Annotated in this window: 20 protein-coding genes; 14 read left to right on the forward strand and 6 right to left on the reverse strand. The window is 62.7% G+C overall.

Annotation, left to right across the window (positions count from 1 at the left end):
* Positions 1-5 precede the first annotated feature (5 nt).
* Positions 6-356 carry an ArsC family reductase gene (locus J5N58_RS12630; protein ID WP_112827605.1) on the reverse strand — a complete coding sequence of 117 codons (351 nt, stop codon included), beginning with the start codon at positions 354-356 and terminating at the stop codon, positions 6-8.
* A 141-nt stretch (positions 357-497) separates the two neighbouring features.
* Between J5N58_RS12630 and J5N58_RS12635 the strand changes: the two genes are divergently transcribed.
* The gene (locus tag J5N58_RS12635) at positions 498-1,019 is read left to right on the forward strand and encodes a MarR family transcriptional regulator (RefSeq protein ID WP_113443998.1); all 522 of its coding nucleotides are present in this window, start codon (positions 498-500) and stop codon (positions 1,017-1,019) included.
* 36 nt (positions 1,020-1,055) lie between these two features.
* Here the strand turns inward: J5N58_RS12635 and J5N58_RS26025 are convergent, their stop codons facing one another.
* The 4 genes from J5N58_RS26025 to J5N58_RS12655 form a co-directional block, all read right to left on the reverse strand.
* Positions 1,056-2,012: a sensor domain-containing diguanylate cyclase gene (locus tag J5N58_RS26025; protein ID WP_113443999.1), complete on the reverse strand. Its 957-nt coding sequence runs from the start codon at positions 2,010-2,012 to the stop codon at positions 1,056-1,058.
* Between the two features lie 372 nt (positions 2,013-2,384).
* Entirely contained in the window at positions 2,385-3,278 is an 894-nt protein-coding gene (locus tag J5N58_RS12645; RefSeq protein WP_244711034.1) for an AraC family transcriptional regulator, read from the reverse strand.
* 82 nt (positions 3,279-3,360) lie between these two features.
* Positions 3,361-4,728 (reverse strand): MFS transporter, encoded by a 1,368-nt coding sequence (locus J5N58_RS12650; protein ID WP_113444000.1) that lies wholly within the window; start codon positions 4,726-4,728, stop codon positions 3,361-3,363.
* Between the two features lie 162 nt (positions 4,729-4,890).
* Positions 4,891-6,009, reverse strand: coding sequence for an NADH:flavin oxidoreductase (locus tag J5N58_RS12655; protein WP_112827609.1), 1,119 nt, complete (start codon positions 6,007-6,009; stop codon positions 4,891-4,893).
* 96 nt (positions 6,010-6,105) lie between these two features.
* On the opposite strand from J5N58_RS12655, the gene J5N58_RS12660 reads away from it, so the two are divergent.
* A complete protein-coding gene (locus J5N58_RS12660; RefSeq protein ID WP_112827610.1) occupies positions 6,106-6,510 on the forward strand; it encodes a winged helix-turn-helix transcriptional regulator in 405 nt (134 codons plus the stop codon).
* A 62-nt stretch (positions 6,511-6,572) separates the two neighbouring features.
* On the opposite strand, the gene J5N58_RS12665 is transcribed toward J5N58_RS12660, so the two are convergent.
* Positions 6,573-7,490 (reverse strand): LysR family transcriptional regulator, encoded by a 918-nt coding sequence (locus J5N58_RS12665; protein WP_280519961.1) that lies wholly within the window; start codon positions 7,488-7,490, stop codon positions 6,573-6,575.
* A 218-nt stretch (positions 7,491-7,708) separates the two neighbouring features.
* On the opposite strand from J5N58_RS12665, the gene J5N58_RS12670 reads away from it, so the two are divergent.
* The 12 genes from J5N58_RS12670 to J5N58_RS12725 all read left to right on the forward strand — a co-directional run bounded on the left by J5N58_RS12670 (position 7,709) and on the right by J5N58_RS12725 (position 18,285).
* Positions 7,709-8,356 (forward strand): SDR family NAD(P)-dependent oxidoreductase, encoded by a 648-nt coding sequence (locus J5N58_RS12670; protein ID WP_342345993.1) that lies wholly within the window; start codon positions 7,709-7,711, stop codon positions 8,354-8,356.
* 55 nt (positions 8,357-8,411) lie between these two features.
* A complete protein-coding gene (locus tag J5N58_RS12675) occupies positions 8,412-8,792 on the forward strand; it encodes a DUF427 domain-containing protein (protein WP_112827613.1) in 381 nt (126 codons plus the stop codon).
* Positions 8,793-8,815: 23 nt separating this feature from the next.
* Positions 8,816-9,727 carry a LysR family transcriptional regulator gene (locus J5N58_RS12680; RefSeq protein WP_112827614.1) on the forward strand — a complete coding sequence of 304 codons (912 nt, stop codon included), beginning with the start codon at positions 8,816-8,818 and terminating at the stop codon, positions 9,725-9,727.
* Between the two features lie 280 nt (positions 9,728-10,007).
* The gene (locus J5N58_RS12685; protein ID WP_342345995.1) at positions 10,008-10,250 is read left to right on the forward strand and encodes an alpha/beta fold hydrolase; all 243 of its coding nucleotides are present in this window, start codon (positions 10,008-10,010) and stop codon (positions 10,248-10,250) included.
* 146 nt (positions 10,251-10,396) lie between these two features.
* Positions 10,397-11,824, forward strand: a complete 1,428-nt coding sequence (locus J5N58_RS12690; RefSeq protein WP_113338452.1) for an NAD-dependent succinate-semialdehyde dehydrogenase — start codon at positions 10,397-10,399, stop codon at positions 11,822-11,824.
* 16 nt (positions 11,825-11,840) lie between these two features.
* Entirely contained in the window at positions 11,841-12,347 is a 507-nt protein-coding gene (locus J5N58_RS12695; RefSeq protein ID WP_113444007.1) for a hypothetical protein, read from the forward strand.
* Positions 12,337-13,710 (forward strand): class-II fumarase/aspartase family protein, encoded by a 1,374-nt coding sequence (locus J5N58_RS12700; protein WP_113444008.1) that lies wholly within the window; start codon positions 12,337-12,339, stop codon positions 13,708-13,710. Before J5N58_RS12695 ends, J5N58_RS12700 begins: the two co-directional genes overlap by 11 nt.
* Positions 13,711-13,805: 95 nt before the next feature.
* Positions 13,806-14,558: an SDR family NAD(P)-dependent oxidoreductase gene (locus J5N58_RS12705; RefSeq protein ID WP_113444009.1), complete on the forward strand. Its 753-nt coding sequence runs from the start codon at positions 13,806-13,808 to the stop codon at positions 14,556-14,558.
* A gap of 107 nt (positions 14,559-14,665) precedes the next feature.
* Positions 14,666-15,094 (forward strand): tautomerase family protein, encoded by a 429-nt coding sequence (locus J5N58_RS12710; RefSeq protein WP_113338449.1) that lies wholly within the window; start codon positions 14,666-14,668, stop codon positions 15,092-15,094.
* A gap of 53 nt (positions 15,095-15,147) precedes the next feature.
* Positions 15,148-16,038, forward strand: a complete 891-nt coding sequence (locus J5N58_RS12715) for an NAD(P)-dependent oxidoreductase (RefSeq protein ID WP_113443834.1) — start codon at positions 15,148-15,150, stop codon at positions 16,036-16,038.
* 205 nt (positions 16,039-16,243) lie between these two features.
* A complete protein-coding gene (locus J5N58_RS12720; RefSeq protein WP_244711038.1) occupies positions 16,244-17,473 on the forward strand; it encodes an NAD(P)-dependent alcohol dehydrogenase in 1,230 nt (409 codons plus the stop codon).
* 86 nt (positions 17,474-17,559) lie between these two features.
* On the forward strand, positions 17,560-18,285 hold the full coding sequence (locus J5N58_RS12725) for a type 1 glutamine amidotransferase domain-containing protein (protein WP_244711040.1): 726 nt from the start codon (positions 17,560-17,562) through the stop codon (positions 18,283-18,285).
* The last annotated feature ends 288 nt before the right edge of the window (positions 18,286-18,573 follow it).

Here is an 18,573-nt window from a genome sequence, read left to right on the forward strand (position 1 = left end):
AGTCCTCACTCTGCAAGGAAGCGTTCGTAAGTTTCCGGGTTGAAGCCGATCAGCAGCCGGCCATCCCGTTCCAGAACCGGCCGCTTTATCATCGACGGCTGCTCCAGCATGAGGTCGATGGCACGGGCTTCGTCCAGATTCTCGCGCGCCGCATCCGGCAGCTTGCGAAAGGTCGTGCCAGCGCGGTTGAGAACGGTTTCCCACCCCGCCTCGCGGCACCAGCGCTCGAGATGCGTCCGGTCGATGCCGGATGCCTTGTAGTCGTGGAAGGCATAGTCCACCCCGCGCCCGTCGAGAAAGAGCCGGGCCTTCTTCATGGTGTCGCAATTCTTGATGCCGTAGATCGTGGTGGGCATGGTTCGGCGTGATCCCTGATTTGCAGTCGGCTCCAGATAGCATGGCGGAGGATGAAGGAAAATGAGGCCGGTTCAAACCTTTCCGGCGCTTATGACTGTCATTCGCGCCAAATATATGCAATATACATATAGAGGTGCCGAGTGATCGACGAGAAAGAAAAATTCAGGTTTGAAAATATCTTTGGAGCGATGAGCCTTGCGCTCGTCGACAAGATGGAGCGGGCTTTTTCTGTCGAGACAGGGCTTGGGCCGAGTGCTGTCGCCGCGATCATACAGATCGGTCTTGGGTCCGGTCATACGGTGGAGGCTCTTCGCCGGATCATCGGCCTCTCCCATTCCGCGACTGTCAGGCTGATCGACCAGCTGGAAGGCGATGGTCTTGTCCGTCGGGGCGAGCCGCTGGAGGGTGACCGCCGCGCCAAGACGCTAACGCTCACGGAGCGCGGCCGCGAACTCTACGAGCGCAGCGTTCAGGCGCGCCGAAGCGTGACCGACCGCGCCTTTGCCGCATTGAGCGAGGAGGAAATCCACCAGCTCGGCCATCTTGCCGAAAAGGTGTTGCCGGCCCTTGCCGATCTCGGCGACGACCAGAACGTCGTCTGCCGCGTCTGCGATGAAAGTGTCTGCTTGCGCAATCGTTGCCCGATCAGCTTCATGAACTGACACGTAGGCTCTCCGTTTCTCCGGACAAGTGTCGGATCAGGCGAGGGCCGCAAGAGCTTCCCGGGGACCGGCCAGCGTCACGCGGTTCCGGCCGCCCTCCTTGGCGGCATAGAGCGCGTGATCCGAGCGGCGGATCATATTGTCGAGCGTTTCATCCGCTTCCGTGGAACATACGACGCCGGCGCTTACCGTAATGCGCAGGCTGAGGCCATTGGGCTGCCCGAATTCCAGAACCTGAATATTGCGCCGGACCATCTCCGCAATCGCCCCGGAGCGGACGAGGCCGGTTTCCGGCATCAGCAGGATGAATTCCTCTCCGCCCCAGCGGGCGAGCAGATCGTCGGCCTGGGTCACCGATTTCAGGAGATTGGCGAATTCGCAGATCACCGTGTCGCCGACATCGTGGCCATATCGGTCGTTGATCGACTTGAAGTGGTCGACGTCGAACAGCGCGATGGAAACGGGCGCATGAGTTTCCCGGCAATGGGCGATGTGCCGTGTCGCGAGATTGGTGAAGGCCCGACGATTGTTGAGGCCCGAGAGCGGGTCGGTGTTTGCCAGCTGCTCCAGTTCGCGCTGATAGCCGTGACGCTCGGTGAGATCCCGCAGTACCGCGACGAAGACCATGTCGTTTTCGGTTCGCATGCGAAGGATGGTTGCGCCGAGATTGACTTCCGTCCCGTCGGCCCGGTAGCCGACGATGAAGGAGTTGCGGCTTCCCATGTAACGCGCATCCGCCGGACCACGGCCGAAATCCGAGAGATGACGGTGATGGTTCCTGCGATAGCGTGGAGGAAGAATGACGTCCAGCGGCTGGCCCACGAGGCTTTCGGGGGGCCGCAGGAACAGGCCTTCCACCGAAGGATTGCAGTATCGGATGATGCCCCGGCTATCGAGGGCGATGATCCCGTCTTCCATCTTCGTCACGATCTTGCGGAAAAGGTCGTCGCTTACGGAAAGCGGTGGCGTGCCGATGGATGCGATAGTCGTCACCGTGACTGGTCCTTGCCTGTGTCGTCAGCCTCAACCCGGTTGCCGTGGCCGGAACGCAACCGGACTTCCTGGAACATTGCCGGCGAAAACGGAGCCGCTTTCAATGCCCTATCTCTTTGTTTTCCTGCAATGCCGGCTTCAAAACCGGTTCCCGCATCTGTTGGGATTGGTCCACTTTATCCTTCTGCAAGGCCGCGAGGCAGCATCAATCCGCACCTGTTCATGCGGCCGAACGCCGCTCCTTAGCCCTCAGATGCCCGGCGCTCGGACGGCGATGGTGCGGAAACCAGGTTGGTTGGCCGCAAGAACCGAGGCCTCGCTCATCGTGTTACTGGCGATGCAGGGCGAGAAGCTGTGTGTGGAAGGGTCGGCTCATGCCGCCGTCTGAAGGCGTGTCTTGGCGGCCTTCATGTCGCGCGCCGGAGGCAATCCGAACATCCGGCCGTATTCGCGGGTGAATTGCGGGACGCTCTCGTATCCCACCGCGTAGGCCGCATTGCTGATAATCTGCCCCTCCGAAAGCATCAGCCGGCGTGCCTCAATAAGCCTGAGTTGCTTTTGGAACTGCAGGGGCGAGAGCGAGGTGACAGCGCGGAAATGCTCGTGGAACGACGACTGGCTCATTCCGGCGGCGGCCGCGAGCTGCTCAACTCTGAGCGGTTTGGCCAAATTGTCTCGAATGAGCGCGACAGCCCGGCTCACCCGCTGAACATGACTTTCCGGAACGCCCAAGTTGCGGATCGCCCCTCCGTGACGGCCCGATAGCAGCCAGAAATGCAACTCGCGGATCACTTGCTTCTCCAGGATCGGAACGGAAGCAGGGCGGTCGAGAAGACGCAGCAGGCGCAACGCAGCATCGGCGACTTCCGCCTCGGTCGGATCCACGCGAACAGGGTTGCCGGCGAGGAAAGGGGTCGCTCCCATCTCCACCACCAAGCTCTCGATCACCGCGGGATCGAGATCGAACACCAGCGAGAGATAAGGCGAACTGACGTTCGCCCGCGTGATTTGGCTGACGGTGGGCACATCGGCCGTGATCAGGAGCGACTCGCCCGCGCCAAAGTCGAACGTGTCACTTCCCATCGTCACACGTTTGGCGCCCTGCAGTACCAGGGCGACAAGCGGCTTTGAGATTGCGTATTGCAGTGCGCTGGGAGAGGTTTGTCGGACAACCGCTACACCTGAAAATGGCGTAACGGCGACACCGTCGGTGTTCGCATGGGCCTCCGCATAGCGCCTGACAGTCTCGAGCAATGTGTGCATCATGAACTTAGCATAATTCCCGCCGCCAGGGCAGGCAATGCCGGAGGAGGAATAGGCAAGCATACCGCAGGTATGAGCAAGCCTCTTATTTGGTCTCGAGCTCAAGGACATTGGAGCCCTCAGCGAGGCCCAAAGAGTCGGCGTCCAGTGCAGATCGTTCCGTCGGCCATGCCAAGAGGGCGACGGAGAGGGACGCGATCAGGCAGCCAAGCGCCATCACGATAGAAACAGCGTCCAGCGACCACCCTATCTGGAACAGCAGACCTGCGATGATCGGACCCGTAGCGGATCCAGCACGACCGACGCCTATGACGAAGCCGGTGCCTGCTGCCCTGAACTGGGAAGAGAAGGATTGGGCTACGATCGAATAGAAGCCGGAATTGGCGCCGATGATGAAGAAACCGGCCGCTGAAGCAATGACGGTAAGTGCCGAAAGCTCCTGCGAAAATCGTCCGAATGCGGCGACCGCCGCCGCGCCGCATATCAGCGCACTAACGACGAGCAGTCGTACGTTCCAGATTTGCGAGAGGAGACTTATGGTGATTGTGCCCAAAAGACCCCCGATATGAGCCCAAACGAGGACACCGCCGGCTGATGAAGGCGAATACCCCATGTCCGCGACCAACTTCGGAATCCACTTCATGAGGAAGTATAGCGAGACCATATAGGCGAAGAATGCAAGAGTGAGGAAAAATGCGGTCCGGCGAACGTCTCTCGCCGAGCGACCCAAGCACCGTGTGTTTTGCAACGGCCGGGAAGGCAGCGCGTCAATCGGCGACCGTCCCTGCTGCAACAATATGCGGTTCAGTCGGGCGAGGGCGTTTCTCGGCTGATACTGGCATAGAAAGACGAGAGACTCGGGAACGAATAGCAGCGCTGGAACAATGAGGATCGTGGTTGCCAACGCGCCAACTTCGAATACGGCTTCCCATCGATCGGTTCGGGCGAGTAATTCCGAGATCAAGGTTCCGCCGGCAATCGCTCCGAGTGAGAAGCCGCCAATCATCAGTGCGATGGCGAGGCTGCGCCTCCGGTCATTGGCGAGTTCGGCGGCAATTGCGCTGCTTGACGCGAGCAGCCCGCCAACGCCGAGCCCGGTATAGAAACGGGCGGCGGAAAGATCGAATATCGTCGGCGCCCAGGAGGCGAGCCACATGCCGGTTGCCATAATGACAAGGCAGGAAACGATAATCGGCTTGCGGCCCAAGCGGTCGGATACGAGCCCGAGCAGGATGGAGCCGATGGCCATGCCGACGAGGTCCATTGCCAGGACAATTCCCAAGGTGGCACGGTCGATCCCCCAAGCTTCTGCGATCCCTGGAGCTGCAAACGAAATCGCATATACGTCGAACCCTTCGATGGCCGTGCAGGCTGTCAGGATGGCGATCGCCACGATTTGGCGCGGATGCATCGGCTCACGCGCCAATTTCTCCAAAGGGTGCCCGTCCGCCATTCCAGCCAATCCTAAATTCGACGGGCGCCCCAGGTTCTAATCGGCTCCGCAGCGCTCTTCGGACAACGGCCAAAATGTTACCACGGCCGTCGATGGTAAGAAACCGAATTCCCGGAATAGTTACGGCCTCGCCGAGAGCGTCAACGCTCTCGGCAGCCAATGTCAATCCAGAGCGGCGAGCGCCGAAGCTTCGAACCCGCGGAGGGTGGCCGTGTCGCCTGAGCGGATTTTCCTTGTCCATTGCGGATCGGCAAGCTGTGCACGGCCGACGGCGATCAGATCGAACTCGTCCCGTTCCATCCGCTCGATAAGCCGTTCAAGGCCGACGGCGTTAGAATTCTCGCCGCCGAAAGCGCCAAGGAATTCGCCGGACAGGCCGACCGAACCGACGCTGATCGTCGCTGCGCCGGTCAGCTTCTTCGCCCAACCGGCGAAGTTGAGGCCCGTCTGGCCATCGATTTCAGGGAATTCCGGTTCCCAGAAGCGCCGCTGCGAGCAATGGAGGATGTCGGCGCCCGCGCCGACCAGAGGCTCGAGCCATTGGGCCATCTCGTCAGGTGAAGCGGCAAGGCGCGCGCCATAGTCCTGCGGTTTCCACTGGCTGAGGCGGAGAATGATCGGGAAGTCCGGCCCCACGGCGGCACGCACGGCAGCGACGACCTCGGCTGCGAACCGCGACCGTTCGGCGATTGTCGCACCGCCATAGCGATCTTCACGGCGGTTGGTGGCCGACCAGAAGAACTGGTCGATCAAATAACCGTGGGCGCCATGGATCTCGACCACATCGAAGCCGAGCCGCTTGGCATTGCCGGCTGCACGCGCGAATGCGGCGATTGTGTCTGCAATGTCGCCATCACTCATGGCGACGCCGCGTGGTGTGTCGGGACCGGCAAGGCCCGAGGGGCTTTCGACCGGGATCGCCGGTTCCCATCCGCTCATTCCCGGGGTCGAGCCGGTGTGCCAGATCTGCGGACCCATGCGACCGCCGGCAGCATGCACGGCGTCGATCACCTGCTTCCAGCCCGCCAGGGCAGCCTCGCCGTGAAAAAAGGGAATGCTGGGCTCATTGCGCGAGGCCGGTCGGTCGATCACCGTCCCCTCGGACAGGATCAGACCCGCACCGCCCTCCGCCCGCCGGCGATAATAGGCCGCGTTGGTTGGCCCGGGCACGCCGTCGGGCGCGAAAAGTCGGGTCATCGCCGGCATGACAATTCGGTTGGGCAGGGTCAGAGAGCCGACCGAGAAGGGCTGGAACAGAATATCAGGGGAAAGCGCAGACATGGTAGCTCCGTTGTTGAGGCAGAGCAACCAAAGTATACAGTGGAAACCTAGGATCAATTACGCACTTTATTTCGCCCAGGTATATTGGAGGAAACCATGCCCCCTGCCGACCGCTTCAGCTTCTCTGTGAATTGCCCCAGCCGGTTGCTGTTCGACCAGATCGCCGACAAATGGTCGATGATGGTGCTTACAGTCCTGGACGACGGACCCATGCGCTTCAACGGGATCAAGCGACACCTCGAAGGTGTCACGCAGAAGGCGCTCACTCAATGTCTGCGCCGCCTGGAGCGCAACGGCCTTGTCGTTCGACGGGTTCTTCCGCTCTCTCCGGTTGCTGTTGAGTACGAGATCACGCCGCTAGGTCGTTCGTTGCAACCGCCATTCAAGGCGCTTTACAAGTGGACGCTCGATCATCTCGATGCAGTGGAGCGCGCCCGCCTTAGCTTCGATGCGCAACTGGCCGACCAGCAGGGCAGAAGGGCTCTACGTTCGATCGGATGAGTCTGCCGCCAGCGCATGCGGACAAGCGCTGTATCGATCTGTTTTGGCGGGACTTGGCCGGGCTAATGTTGTGGACGCATCAGCCTTGGCGTCGCGGCGTGGGAGGCTATGAGTTCGTCGATTTTCTCCAGGAAGCTATGGAGCACCGGCGATGGATTGTCGGTCCGATAGCCTGCTGCAATCTCGATGACCGGAGGGTTGCCGGTGAGTGGTCTACTCACCACGGACCAAGGCAGTAGAGGTTCGACATAGGCTGGAAGAAGCGTAACGCCCCGGGTCGACGCCACAAGCGAGATACCGGTGGCAAACCCGTCGAGGAAGTGACTGGGCGAGACGAACAGGCCGCGCTCACGCAGGTACCGCTCCACGATCCCCCGCAGGACGTGCGGCGTCTCGGAATATCCAATGAACGATTCCGGATCGATATCCCGCGGGTCGATTTCGGACCTTGCTGCCAGGGGGTGATCGCTCGGCAGGATCACCACGATCGGCTCATGCGCGATGATCTTGTAACTGACATCGGGCTGTGGCTCGATGCGCGAGAAGCCGAGGTCGAGCTCGCCGCGCTGGACCGCTTCCGCGACATCCGGGGAGAAGTCGCTCGACACCCTGAAGTCGATATTCTTCAACTGGCTGCTCAGCACGTTCGTGACATGCGGCAGCCACTCTACCTCTTGGCCCGTCAGAAAGCCCACTGAAAAGCTCGTCTTGGGCGGCCGGACGGCACGCCGCGCAGCGGCAACAGCCTCGGCAGCCTGGCTCAGAGCAAGCCGGGCATGATCGAGAAATGCACGCCCTGCCGGCGTAAGCTCTACGCCTCGCGAACTGCGTGCTAGGAGATCTGTGCCGACCTCGAGTTCCAGATCGCGTAGTTGGCGGCTTAGCGATGGCTGCGCGGTGTGAAGCCGCTTCTCGGCCGCCATCTTGAGGCTCCCTTCCTCAGCTACTGCCACAAAATATCTGAGATGTCGCAGTTCCATTTTGCCGATATGCCTCCAAGGTATATCTAGAACATATACAAAGTAATTCTCTCCATGAAAATAGCTGTTATTAAAGAGATGTCGGCTGAGAGTGCTTACCGCAGAAGCATAGCCGCTCAGTGAGAGTGTTTGCGCGACCGTAGGGGCCAGCGTTAGCCGGCGGCACATCAAGATCGTGGAGGATAGCCGTGCACCCGTGTACCGGGAAGACCGCCCTTGTGACGAGCGCATCCGCTGGCGCGGGCCGCGCAGTGGCGATGGCTCTCGCCAAGGCAGGCGCGCAGGTCGTCGTTCATCATTCCCGTTCGCCCGCGGCGGCCGAGCAGATCGTGAGCGGCATTCGCGCGAATGGAGGAAAGGCTATCGCGCTGGCTGTCGATCTGGCGAGCCCTGATGGGCCGCAGGAACTCGCCTCGCGGACACGCGCAATTGTTGGGGATCGGCTGGACATCCTGGTCTTCAATGCCAGGCTCTCGAAATCGGGAAAACTGCAGGACGCGACTATCAAGGCGTTCGACGCGGAGTTCGCAGCCAACGTCCGGGCGCCGCTTTTTCTCATCCAGCAGCTGCTCCCGGTGATGAACAGGGGCTCGCGATTCGTCGTCACACTCGAACCGTCGTTGCCGCCCGAGATGACGCCTGCATCCTCCTCCGTTCAGGGTGGGCTCGAAGGTCTGGTCGGCCAGCTGTCCCCGGTGCTCGCGTCGCGCGGTATCCAGGTCGACTCGGTGATCCCGGCAAACCTGGCGCGTGTGGCGGGCGAGTGTCCCGGTGGCACACCGCCGTGCGCCGCGGGCGATGCTCGCGCGGCTCGGCCTTCCGAGATCGCACGCACCGTGACTGAACTGGTTTCTTCGCAAGGATAGGGACGTATCTCGGCCGACAGTGCCGGAGCGATATAAGGAAGACTGGAGACGAGACATGCAGCAGGGCATCATGCGCGTACCGGATGGAAGTCATCCGATCATCGTCGAGCCAATCGGGGGCCATGTGGTCGTCGTTGCCGGTGGCAAGGTCGTCGCCGATACGCTTCGCGCGCTGAACCTGCGCGAAGCGAACCTGCCATCCGTGCTCTATATCCCGCGTCGCGATGTTGACATGGCTGTTCTGAAGCGATCCCCGACGTCCCGTTACTGCCCTTACAAGGGTGAGGCTTCCTATTTCAGTATTGCCGCCGATGACGCCGAGACACCCGATGGTGCCTGGATCTATGACATGCCGCATTGGGCGGTCTGCGAGATCGAGGATCATGTCGCATTCGACCCCGACCTGGTCGAGTGTATTGAAGTGCTGACGCACTGATTGCGAAAAGGAGGTTGATCGCAATGGACCTCATCAGCAGCCTCCAATCTTTTGTACGGGTCGCGGAGACGGGCTCCTTCTCGGCTGTTGCCGCCGAGCGCGGCGTCACCCAACCCGCAATCTCGCGCCAAGTGACCGCGCTTGAGGACTATCTGTGCGCGCGGCTCGTGCAACGTAGCACCCAGGCGGTCACGCTGACGGAGGAAGGGCGCAACCTTTTGCTCCCGGCCCAGGAGTTGATCGACGCCGCGGACGGCATCCGTCAATTGACCGGACGCTGGTCGCGTCAGCCGGTCGGATCGGTGCGCCTCGCGCTGCCGGTCTCGCTCGGCCTTTACCTCAGCGACCGGATTACCGCGTTGCTGAGCGAGTTCGACGAGCTCTCGGTCGATCTCGTGCTCCGCGACCGCTGTGGCAACCTGATCGAAGACGGCCTCGATCTCGAGGTCTGTATCGGCGAGCCGCAGGACGCCTATCTCATCTGCCGGCGGGTCGGCTCGATGGCCGAAATGCTCGTCGCCTCGCCAGCCTACCTCGGGCGCAAGCCTGCTCCGGTCCGACCAGCGGATCTCGAAGGCCACGATTGCATCGTCCATTCCCGCTCCGGCTCGGGACGGAGCTGGCAATTCCTGGACGGCCCGAATGGCATGGGCTGCAATGTCGCTCCTCGCGGCAGGTTTAGCGCCGACAATGCCGCTGCGGCCTATCGTGCCGCACTCGGTGGACTGGGTATTGCCTGCCTGCCTGCCGTGCTCGTTTTGGAAGACATTGCCGCCGGTCGACTATGCCAGCTCATTCCGGAACAGCCACTTCGGCGTCACCCAATTTACATCACCTATGCATCGCGGCGGCGTCTTCCGCATCGCACCCGCGCGGTGATCGATTTCCTCGTCCGGTCGTTCCAGACCGATCCCGAGATGCGCATCGCAGATTGAGACACCCTAGGTATCAACGACCGGTCGATCTTGCAGCTATCAGGATCGGCAGGGACACTTACGCGCGTGCCAACTGAGGGCGCGCGGCGGAAGCCATTCCAGCCACCACTGAAGGGTCAAGCTCATACCATCGGTATCGTCGGATATAAGATCGAGCTCAGTTCTGTGTCACCCGCGCACGGCGTAACTTTTCATCAAGATCAACGATGCGGAGGCCGACAATGACCCCGACATACCATTCCAGAGGACGGCAACAGCCGCCCGATTACGAAGGGCCAATATGACTACGTCCACGAGCTTTCGGAGGCTGACCACCCCCCCCGATCTCAAGGCGATCGACAAGCCGACCGTGATTATCCACGGCGCTGACGACCAGATCGTGCCGATCAAGGTGTCCGGCGAATTATCCGCCAAGCTCGTGCGGGGTGCGACCCTCAAGATCTACCAGGGCGGCTCGCATGGTCTCGCCCAGGTCGATGCCGAGCGCTTCAACGCCGATCTTCAAGGGTTCATCGAGAACTGAGGCGCCCCGACGCAGGCTGCGTGAGGCGGCCACGTTTCCCAGGAACAGGCAATAATTTCCCAGCTTCCGGCAAGTTCCAACCTGCCGGCGAGCCTAGACCAACTCGTGTCCGGCCATGTGGCCAGGCACCATCCAGGAGTTTCGCCATGAAGGCCGATTTCAAACTTCTCATCGACGGCAGGGATTGCGAAGGATCAACCGGACAAAGCGAAGCCGTCGTCAATCCGGCGACAGGTGAGACGGTCTGCCGTGTCGCCTATGCCTCTGAGACAGATCTCGAGGAGGTTGTCGCGATTGCAGTCCGCGGCATGCGCGACTGGCAGGCCGTCGTGCCTTGGGAGCGCGGCCGCATCCTGAAGCGGGCGGCAGAGATCTTGCGCCGCGACAGCGAAGCCGCGGCGCTCACGATGACTGTCGAGCAGGGAAAACCGCTTGCCGAGGCCCGGATCGAGGTCGAACGCTCGGCCGATTTCCTCGAATGGGGTGGTGAGCAGGCGCGCCGAATCGCCGACCGGGTCCTGGCGGGTCGCACCCCGGATAGCCGGATCGAGGTCCAGAGCCACCCGATTGGGGTCGTCGCCGCTTTCACCCCGTGGAACTTCCCGATGGCGCTCGCCGCCAAGAAGTTTGCAGGCGCGCTCGGTGCCGGCTGCGGCATCATCTGCAAGCCTTCGCAGGAGACGCCGGGCTCGGTGCTGGTGATGGCCAAGGCACTGCTTGAGGCTGGCGTCACGCCCGGCGCGCTGGCGGTCGTCTTCGGCGATGCCGGCCAGATCTCCGACTATCTCATCGCTGCTCCCGAGATTGCCAAGATCACCTTCACCGGGTCGATCCCCATCGGGAAGCGCCTGGCGGCCGCCGCCGCCTCCCGCATCAAGCCCGTCACGATGGAACTGGGCGGACACGCGCCGGTGATCGTCTGTGCCGACGCAGACCCCGACCGGGCCGCCGAGATGCTCGTGCGCGCCAAGTTCATGAATGCGGGCCAGATCTGCCTGTGCCCCACCCGCTTCTTCGTTGAGGAACCGATTGTCGAGCGCTTCACCGCGCGCTTCGTGGAGTTGGCAAGCGCGCTGCGCCTCGGCGACGGCACCGACCCCGAGACGCAGATGGGACCCCTCGCAAATGCGCGGCGGCTCGAGGCGATCAGCGGCCTGGTCGAGAACGCCCGCATGGGCGGTGCGACGGTGCTGACCGGCGGCAAACGTCACGGCGACCGGGGCTTCTTTTACGAACCGACGGTACTCGTTGACGTACCCGACGAGGCGGCGATCCTGCACGAGGAACCGTTCGGCCCGGTAGTGCCCATCCTGCCATTCACCGACGAGGCGGACATGCTGGCCCGGGCCAACGGCCTGGAGTTCGGGCTCGCCTCCTACATCGTCACCAATGACGTCCATCGAGAGCGGCGGCTTACCGCGGCACTCGAATATGGCGTGGTCGGCGTCAACGGCATGGTCATGCACTATCCCGAAGCGCCGCTCGGCGGCTGGAAGGAGAGCGGCATCGATACCGAGGGCGGTATCGAGATCCTCGATCCGTACCTGCGCACCAAATACGTCAGCATCGCGTAGCGCGAGGGGGCCGGCAATGTTCGACGATCCTTCCTCTCCGCTCTCGTTCGTTGCGGGTTCCGCGATCCTGACGAACGCGTGCGCCATCATGCAGAACGGGGCGACCGTCCGGTACAATCTCGCCATCACCCAGTGGCGCGACTTCCGGGCCTCGCTGGTCGCGCGCGACGAGCGCCTCTCGCAGCAATATATCGACACCCAGGCAGCGCTTGGGTTCGCCGAAACGCGGGTGCGTTTGCAGCTTCACGGCCTTGGCCTGCTCAACGCCGCGGTCGCCTTGTTTGCCGCGACGACAGTAATGGGCGTGAGTGGGGCGTTCCTCGTCCAGGCGCTGATCCTGTCCGCGATGCCGGTGAACGTCGTCATGCTGGTCGCCAGCGGTATAGCGCTTTTCCTTCTTCTCGCCGCGACGATCACCTTCTTCCGCGAAGGCGCATGCGGCCGAGCCCTGCTCGTGCTGCATCGCGACCTGGGCGAGCCCGTCGCGGAAGAAATCGCACGGAGCGCCGGCCATGCCGACTGAACCAATTCATCCACTCACGCTCATCGATTCTCCGCTGTTCGGCGCGAGCCTGGTCGATGCGGGTATGCGCGAGGTCTTCAACTTCCGGAGTTTCGTGCAACGCTGTGTCGAGTGCGAAGTCGCACTGGCCCGGGCGCAGTCTCGCCTCGGCGTCATCCCGCGGGAAGCCGCCGACGGGATCACGGCGACCGCGCAGCGCTTCAGTTTCGACCTGGATCGACTGCGCCGCGATACCGAGATCGTCGGCTATCCGATCCTGCCGCTGGTCGAGCAGTTTGCCGAGGCCGCGGGCGAGGCCGGGCGATATCTCCATTGGGGCGCAACGACCCAGGACATTATGGACACCGCGACCATCCTGCAGGTTCGCAGTGGGATCGAGGGCATTGAGGCGGTGCTTGAGGATGCGGTCGATGCGCTTCGGCGGCTGGCAACGCAGCATCGCGACACTCCGATGGCGGGACGCACCCATCTCCAGCATGCGTTGCCCATCACCTTTGGCTACAAGGCCGCAGTCTGGCTCTCGGCGCTCGAGCGCCATCGCGAACGGCTTATGCAGCTGAAGCCCCGCGTCCTCGTCGTCGAATTTTCAGGTGCGTCTGGCACCCTGGCCTCTCTCGGCGACAGGGGGTTGTCGGTTCAGGCTGAGCTCGCCAAGGTGCTTGGCCTCGGCGTGCCAGCGATCACTTGGCATTCCTCGCGCGACGGGCTGGCGGAAGCCGTCCAGCTTCTCGGCTTAATCACCGGCAGCCTTGCCAAAATCGCCGTCGATGTCTCCATCATGATGACCACCGAGATCGGAGAGGTTGCAGAGCCGTTCGTGCGGCACCGCGGGGCGTCGAGCACGATGCCGCAGAAGCGCAATCCGATCTCCTGCGAACTCATCATCGCCGCTGCGAAGATGGTTCGCCAACATGCAGGGCTCATGCTCGACGCGATGGCGCACGATTTCGAGCGCGCCACCGGGCCGTGGCACATCGAATGGGCGGCAGTCCCCGAAAGCTTCGCGCTGACCTCAGGCGCACTCGCCCAGGCCAGTTTCCTTCTCTCGGGACTTGAGGTGCATTCCGACCGGATGCGGGACAATCTCGGCGCATCGCGCGGCCTCATCGTTGCCGAAGCGGTCATGATGGGCTTGGCGCCGATCACGGGCCGGCAGTCGGCGCATGACCTCGTATACGCCGGCTGCCGTGAGGCGAGCGAGACCGGCAAGTCGCTCTATGAGGTGCTGGCCAAGATGCCCGACGTCGCCGGACCGCTGGGGCCCGATCGGCTGCGATCGCTGACGGACCCTGCCAATTATCTGGGCTCGGCGGGGGAGATGGTCGATCGCGTCCTCAACCCCGGCCACGCCTCGTCATCGTAGAAATAGGCAAGAATGGCCGAGGAACCGGCAACACCGCTCCGGATCGGTCGACCATAGTGCGCATACCCCAACACCACCAACCAACGGAGCTTTCCATGACCACTATTTCGATCGTTACCGGCGCCAATCGCGGCCTTGGCCGCAACACCGCCGTCAGCATTGCCCGCCACGGCGGCGACGTGATCTTCACCTATCGCAACGGCGCCGACCAGGCGCAGGCCGTCGTCTCCGAGATCGAGGCGCTCGGCCGCAGGGCGGTCGCGATCCAACTCGACGTTTCCGACATTTCGGCATTCGCCGGCTTCGCGGAGAAGGTCCGCGAGACACTCAAGTCGTGGGGCCGCGAAACGTTCGACCATCTGGTCAACAATGCGGGTCACGGCGAGATGGCTGCCTTCACCGAGACCACCGAGGCGCAGTTCGACCATCTGTTCAACGTGCATGTGAAGGGCGTGTTCTTCCTCACTCAGGCGCTGCTTCCGCTGATGGCCGATGGCGGGCGCATCGTGAACTTCTCGTCGGGTCTGACCCGCGTGTCGTTCCCCGGCTTTTCGGCCTATTCGGCGGCCAAGGGCGCGGTCGAGATCCTGACCCTCTACATGGCGAAGGAATTCGGTGCTCGTGGCATCACCGCCAACACGATCGCGCCGGGTGCGATTGAGACCGACTTCCTCGGCGGCGCCGTCCGCGACACGCCGGCCTATAACGAGGCGTTCGCCGCGATGATCGCGCTCGGCCGCGTCGGCGTCCCCGACGATATCGGTCCGGCGGTCGCCAGCCTGCTCGGCCCGGATAACCGGTGGGTGACCGCGCAGCGCATCGAAGTGTCGGGTGGTCAGAATATCTGATCCCTGACGAGCAGCCCGGAAAATTCCACCGAGCCGGGCCGGAGCGAGGCCGCCGCTCACGCGCGCGAGACGCGGCGGCCTCATTCTTTTCCACGGGAGTTGCGACCATGCCGAAGATTATCGTCCATGCCCCGGCCACCGCCTTTGACGCGACCACCCGCCAGGCGATTGCTGCGGAACTGACCGATTTTGCGCTCGATTGCGAAAAGCTGCCTAAGTCGCCCTTCGTGAAGAGCACAGTCTGGACCTATTTCAATGCCTGTAACGACGACGCCGTCTTCATGGGCGCTGCATCGGCGACGATGCCTGTTGTCAGCATCCAGATCTTTGTCATTGAAGGCGGCCTCGACGCCGACGCGAAGAAACGGCTCATCCCAGGCGTTACCGAGATCATCGGCCGCCACCTGGGCATCGCCGAGCGAGTGCCGGTCTACATCGTCATCCAGGAAATCGCCGAGGCGAACTGGGGCATCTTCGGAAGTAACCCCGATCTCGCTGCGCTCAGGGCAACACCCCTCGACGCACCATCTATCTGACTGGTCCGGCGCCCGGAAGGGGCCGCTCGCCACCAATATAGGAGGATTTAGCCATGCGTGTGGGTGTAGCCGGCATCGGCAAAATGGGCGCCGCCATCGTGGCCCGGCTGCAAGAGACGGGCAGCGACGTTGTCGTCTGGAATCGCTCCCCTGAGAAGGCGACCGCTATCGGGCTGCCGGTTGCCGATAGTCCGGAACAACTCGCCAGACAGAGCGACATTGTCCTCTCCTGCCTGTTCGACGAGGCTGCCGCGAACACCGTCTATCATGGGGACGACGGTCTCTTGCATGGAGCCGATGGCAAGCTGTTCATCGAGATGAGTACGCTGCGCCCGGAGGTACAGCGCTCGCTTGCCAGCGCTGTCGAAAATTCTGGTGGCGCCTTCATCGAGTGCCCGGTTGGCGGCACCACGGGTCCGGCGCGGGCGGGACAACTGATCGGGCTGGCGGGCGGTGATATCGCGGATTTGGCGCGCGCCCGGCCGGTACTTGAAAAGTTGTGCCGTCGTATTGAGCATATGGGACCGGTCGGTAGCGGCGCACTCGCCAAGCTGGCGATCAATCTCCCGCTCCTCGTTTTTTGGCAGGCCCTCGGTGAGGCTTTTGCGCTCGCAAGGCCGCTGGAAAAGGACCCAGAGTGGATGGTCCAGCTGTTCACCGAGACCGCGGGCGGCGCGAACGTGCTGAAGGTCAAGGCATCGGCAGTGGCGGCTGCGCTGGGGGGAAACCCCGATGTGGTCGCGACCTTCGATATCGACGCGATGCGCAAGGATCTTCGGATGATGCGCAGCGAGGCGGTAGCCCTTGGCGTCTCGCTGCCTCTCGCCTCCCGGGCGCTCTCCGTGTTCGATGAGGCCGCCGCGACCGGCCTCGGCTCACGCGACTGCGCTTACGCGCCTGCCTATTGGGCTTCGCGGACCGGCGACCGGATGCCACCGGACTGACCCGCATGGTCGAGGCTCATACCTGCGGTATCGGCCGATATAAGCGCGGCCTCAATTCCCTTAGCGGCCACCAAGTCTAGTCTGCGGACAAAGGCAGACGGGACCAGAGGCGGCCCGGGAAAACAGAAGCTTCCCGACAAAACCCCAACCTGGGCACCACGCCGGGGCTCGACGATCTGCAACCAGGAAAGAGAAAGGCTTTTCCATGTGCCAGAACTGCAATGACCCCACCCATGTGCCCGACGTTGCGGACTGGAGCCGGCGCAACCTGATCTTGGCCGGAGCCGGTCTCGCGGTCGCGCCGTTCCTCGCCGCTCCCGCGACCGCTGCGGATGCGCAGCAGCCCAGCCCGGCGCCCACGCCCACGGCCCCCTTCGAGACCCGCGCCTATGGTGCGGCGAGCAAGACGTCTCCAGTTCGTCCGCTTTCGATCAAGCGCCGCGCGGTCGGCCCGAACGACGTGCTCATCGACGTCCATTATTGCGGCATCTGCCACTCTGACATCCACCAGGTTCGCGACGAGTGGTACGGCATCATGACGACGCAGTGGCCGAGCGTGCCCGGCCATGAGATGACCGGCGTCGTGCGTGCGGTCGGCGCGAACGTCACCCGCTTCCAGGTGGGCGATACCTGCGGCGTCGGCTGCATGGTGAATTCGTGCGGCGAGTGCGCAAACTGCAAGGCTGGTCTCGAGCAGCACTGCCTCACGCCGTCGAAGCAGGTCTTCACCTACAATTCGCCCGACCCGGTGCTCGGCGGCCATACCTATGGCGGCTGGTCTGAGCAGATCGTGGTCCCCGAGAGGTTTGTGCTCAAGGTGCCCCGGACGGTCGACCAGGCGGCGTTCGCACCGCTGCTGTGTGCCGGTGTTACCACCTTCTCGCCAATCCGGCGCTGGGACATCGAGGCAGGCACCAAGGTTGGAGTCGTCGGCCTGGGGGGCCTCGGCCATATCGCCGTCAAGCTCGCGGTGTCGCGCGGTGCGGAAGTGACCGTATTCACGACCACCCCGGCGAAGATCTCGGAGGCCAAGCGCCTCGGCGCGGCCGATGCAGTGCTGTCGACCGACGCGGCGGCGATGCAGCGGCTGGCTGGTCAACTGGACATTCTGCTGGTAACGATCCCGCAAAGCTACTCGGTCAACCCCTATCTCGGGGTGCTCAGGGTCGCCGGCACGCTCGTCAACATCGGCAACATGATGAACCTCGATGACGTCAACGGCGCAATGCTCGTGTCCGGCCGCAAGAACATTGGCTCTTCGCTGATTGGCGGCCTCGCCGAGACCCAGCAGACGATCGACTATTGCGCTGCGCGAAACATCAAGCCCGAGATCGAGCTGATCCGCCCCGACCAGATCAACGAGGCGATGGACCGCGTGAAGGACAAGTCGGTCCGCTATCGTTTCGTGATCGACCTTCGGGCCGGCCGGGCCTGATCCGGCCATGCGAACAGGCAGGGCCCCGAGTGGCCCTTGCCTGAGCCCCACATCCCGTGAAGCATCCAGCAAGTAGGAGATGAGTGATGACCAAAGTTCTGATTGTTCTTTCCGCCGCGGACAAATGGACCCGCGCTGACGGCTCCATCTACGAGTCGGGTATCTGGGCCCAGGAATTCGTCGATCTCGACGAGGCGTTTGTAAAAGCCGGCTATCAGGTCGATCTGGCGAGCCCTGGTGGTGTCGTTCCGACCATGGACAAGAAAAGCCTCGACCCCAAGATCGTGGGCAAGGAGATCGCGGGACAGATGCGAAGCTATCTCGCCCAGAATTCGGAGCGGATCGAGCACCCCCTGGTCCTCGCCGACATCGACACCGGTATCTACGACGCGGTCGTGGTGCCCGGTGGACATGGTCCTGTCGAGGATCTCTACAAGGATCCTGATATGGGCCGTGTTCTCGTCGAGGCCGACAAACAATCCAAGGTCATCGCCGCGGTCTGCCACGGCCCGGCCGCGCTCCTCGCCGCGACGGACGCGGATGGGCAATGGCCCTTTGCCGGCCGCCGGATGACCGCGCTCAGCGACGAAGAAGAGATCGAGTTCGGAACCGCCGACAACGCGCCCTGGCTGCTCGCGGACACGCTGCGCAAGAAGGGAGGCCGCTTCGAGCAAGGTCCGAACTGGGGCGTCTTCGTGGTCACGGACGGCAACCTGATGACCGGCCAGAATCCGCAATCCTCCTCGAAACTGGCCGAGACGGTGATCGAAGCGCTCAACGAAGCTCATACGAGCCCATCTCGCGCTGCTTAACCGTAGCATCCGGTCCAAAGATGTCGGGAAGGAGATCTCGGCCGCTGCCGCTTCATGTTCGACTTCGCCATCTTCGCTACGCTATAGCGGCCGCAGATCATGGTAGCTTTTTGCCTTGCCGCCGGAAGCCTCGACTGCATATTGTCAGCAGCTTAGCGTAAAAAAGTACCGTCAGGAGCCTCATCTGTCCTGACGGTATTTTCAAGCCTCGCTACGACCAATATGGGCGGTGCCCGTCACCGTCCGACGGTCGCGACCCTTGCCCATCAACAGGCATCGCTAGGCGCC

The organism is Paenirhizobium cremeum (genome assembly GCF_022884085.1).
GTDB lineage: Bacteria > Pseudomonadota > Alphaproteobacteria > Rhizobiales > Rhizobiaceae > Allorhizobium > Allorhizobium cremeum.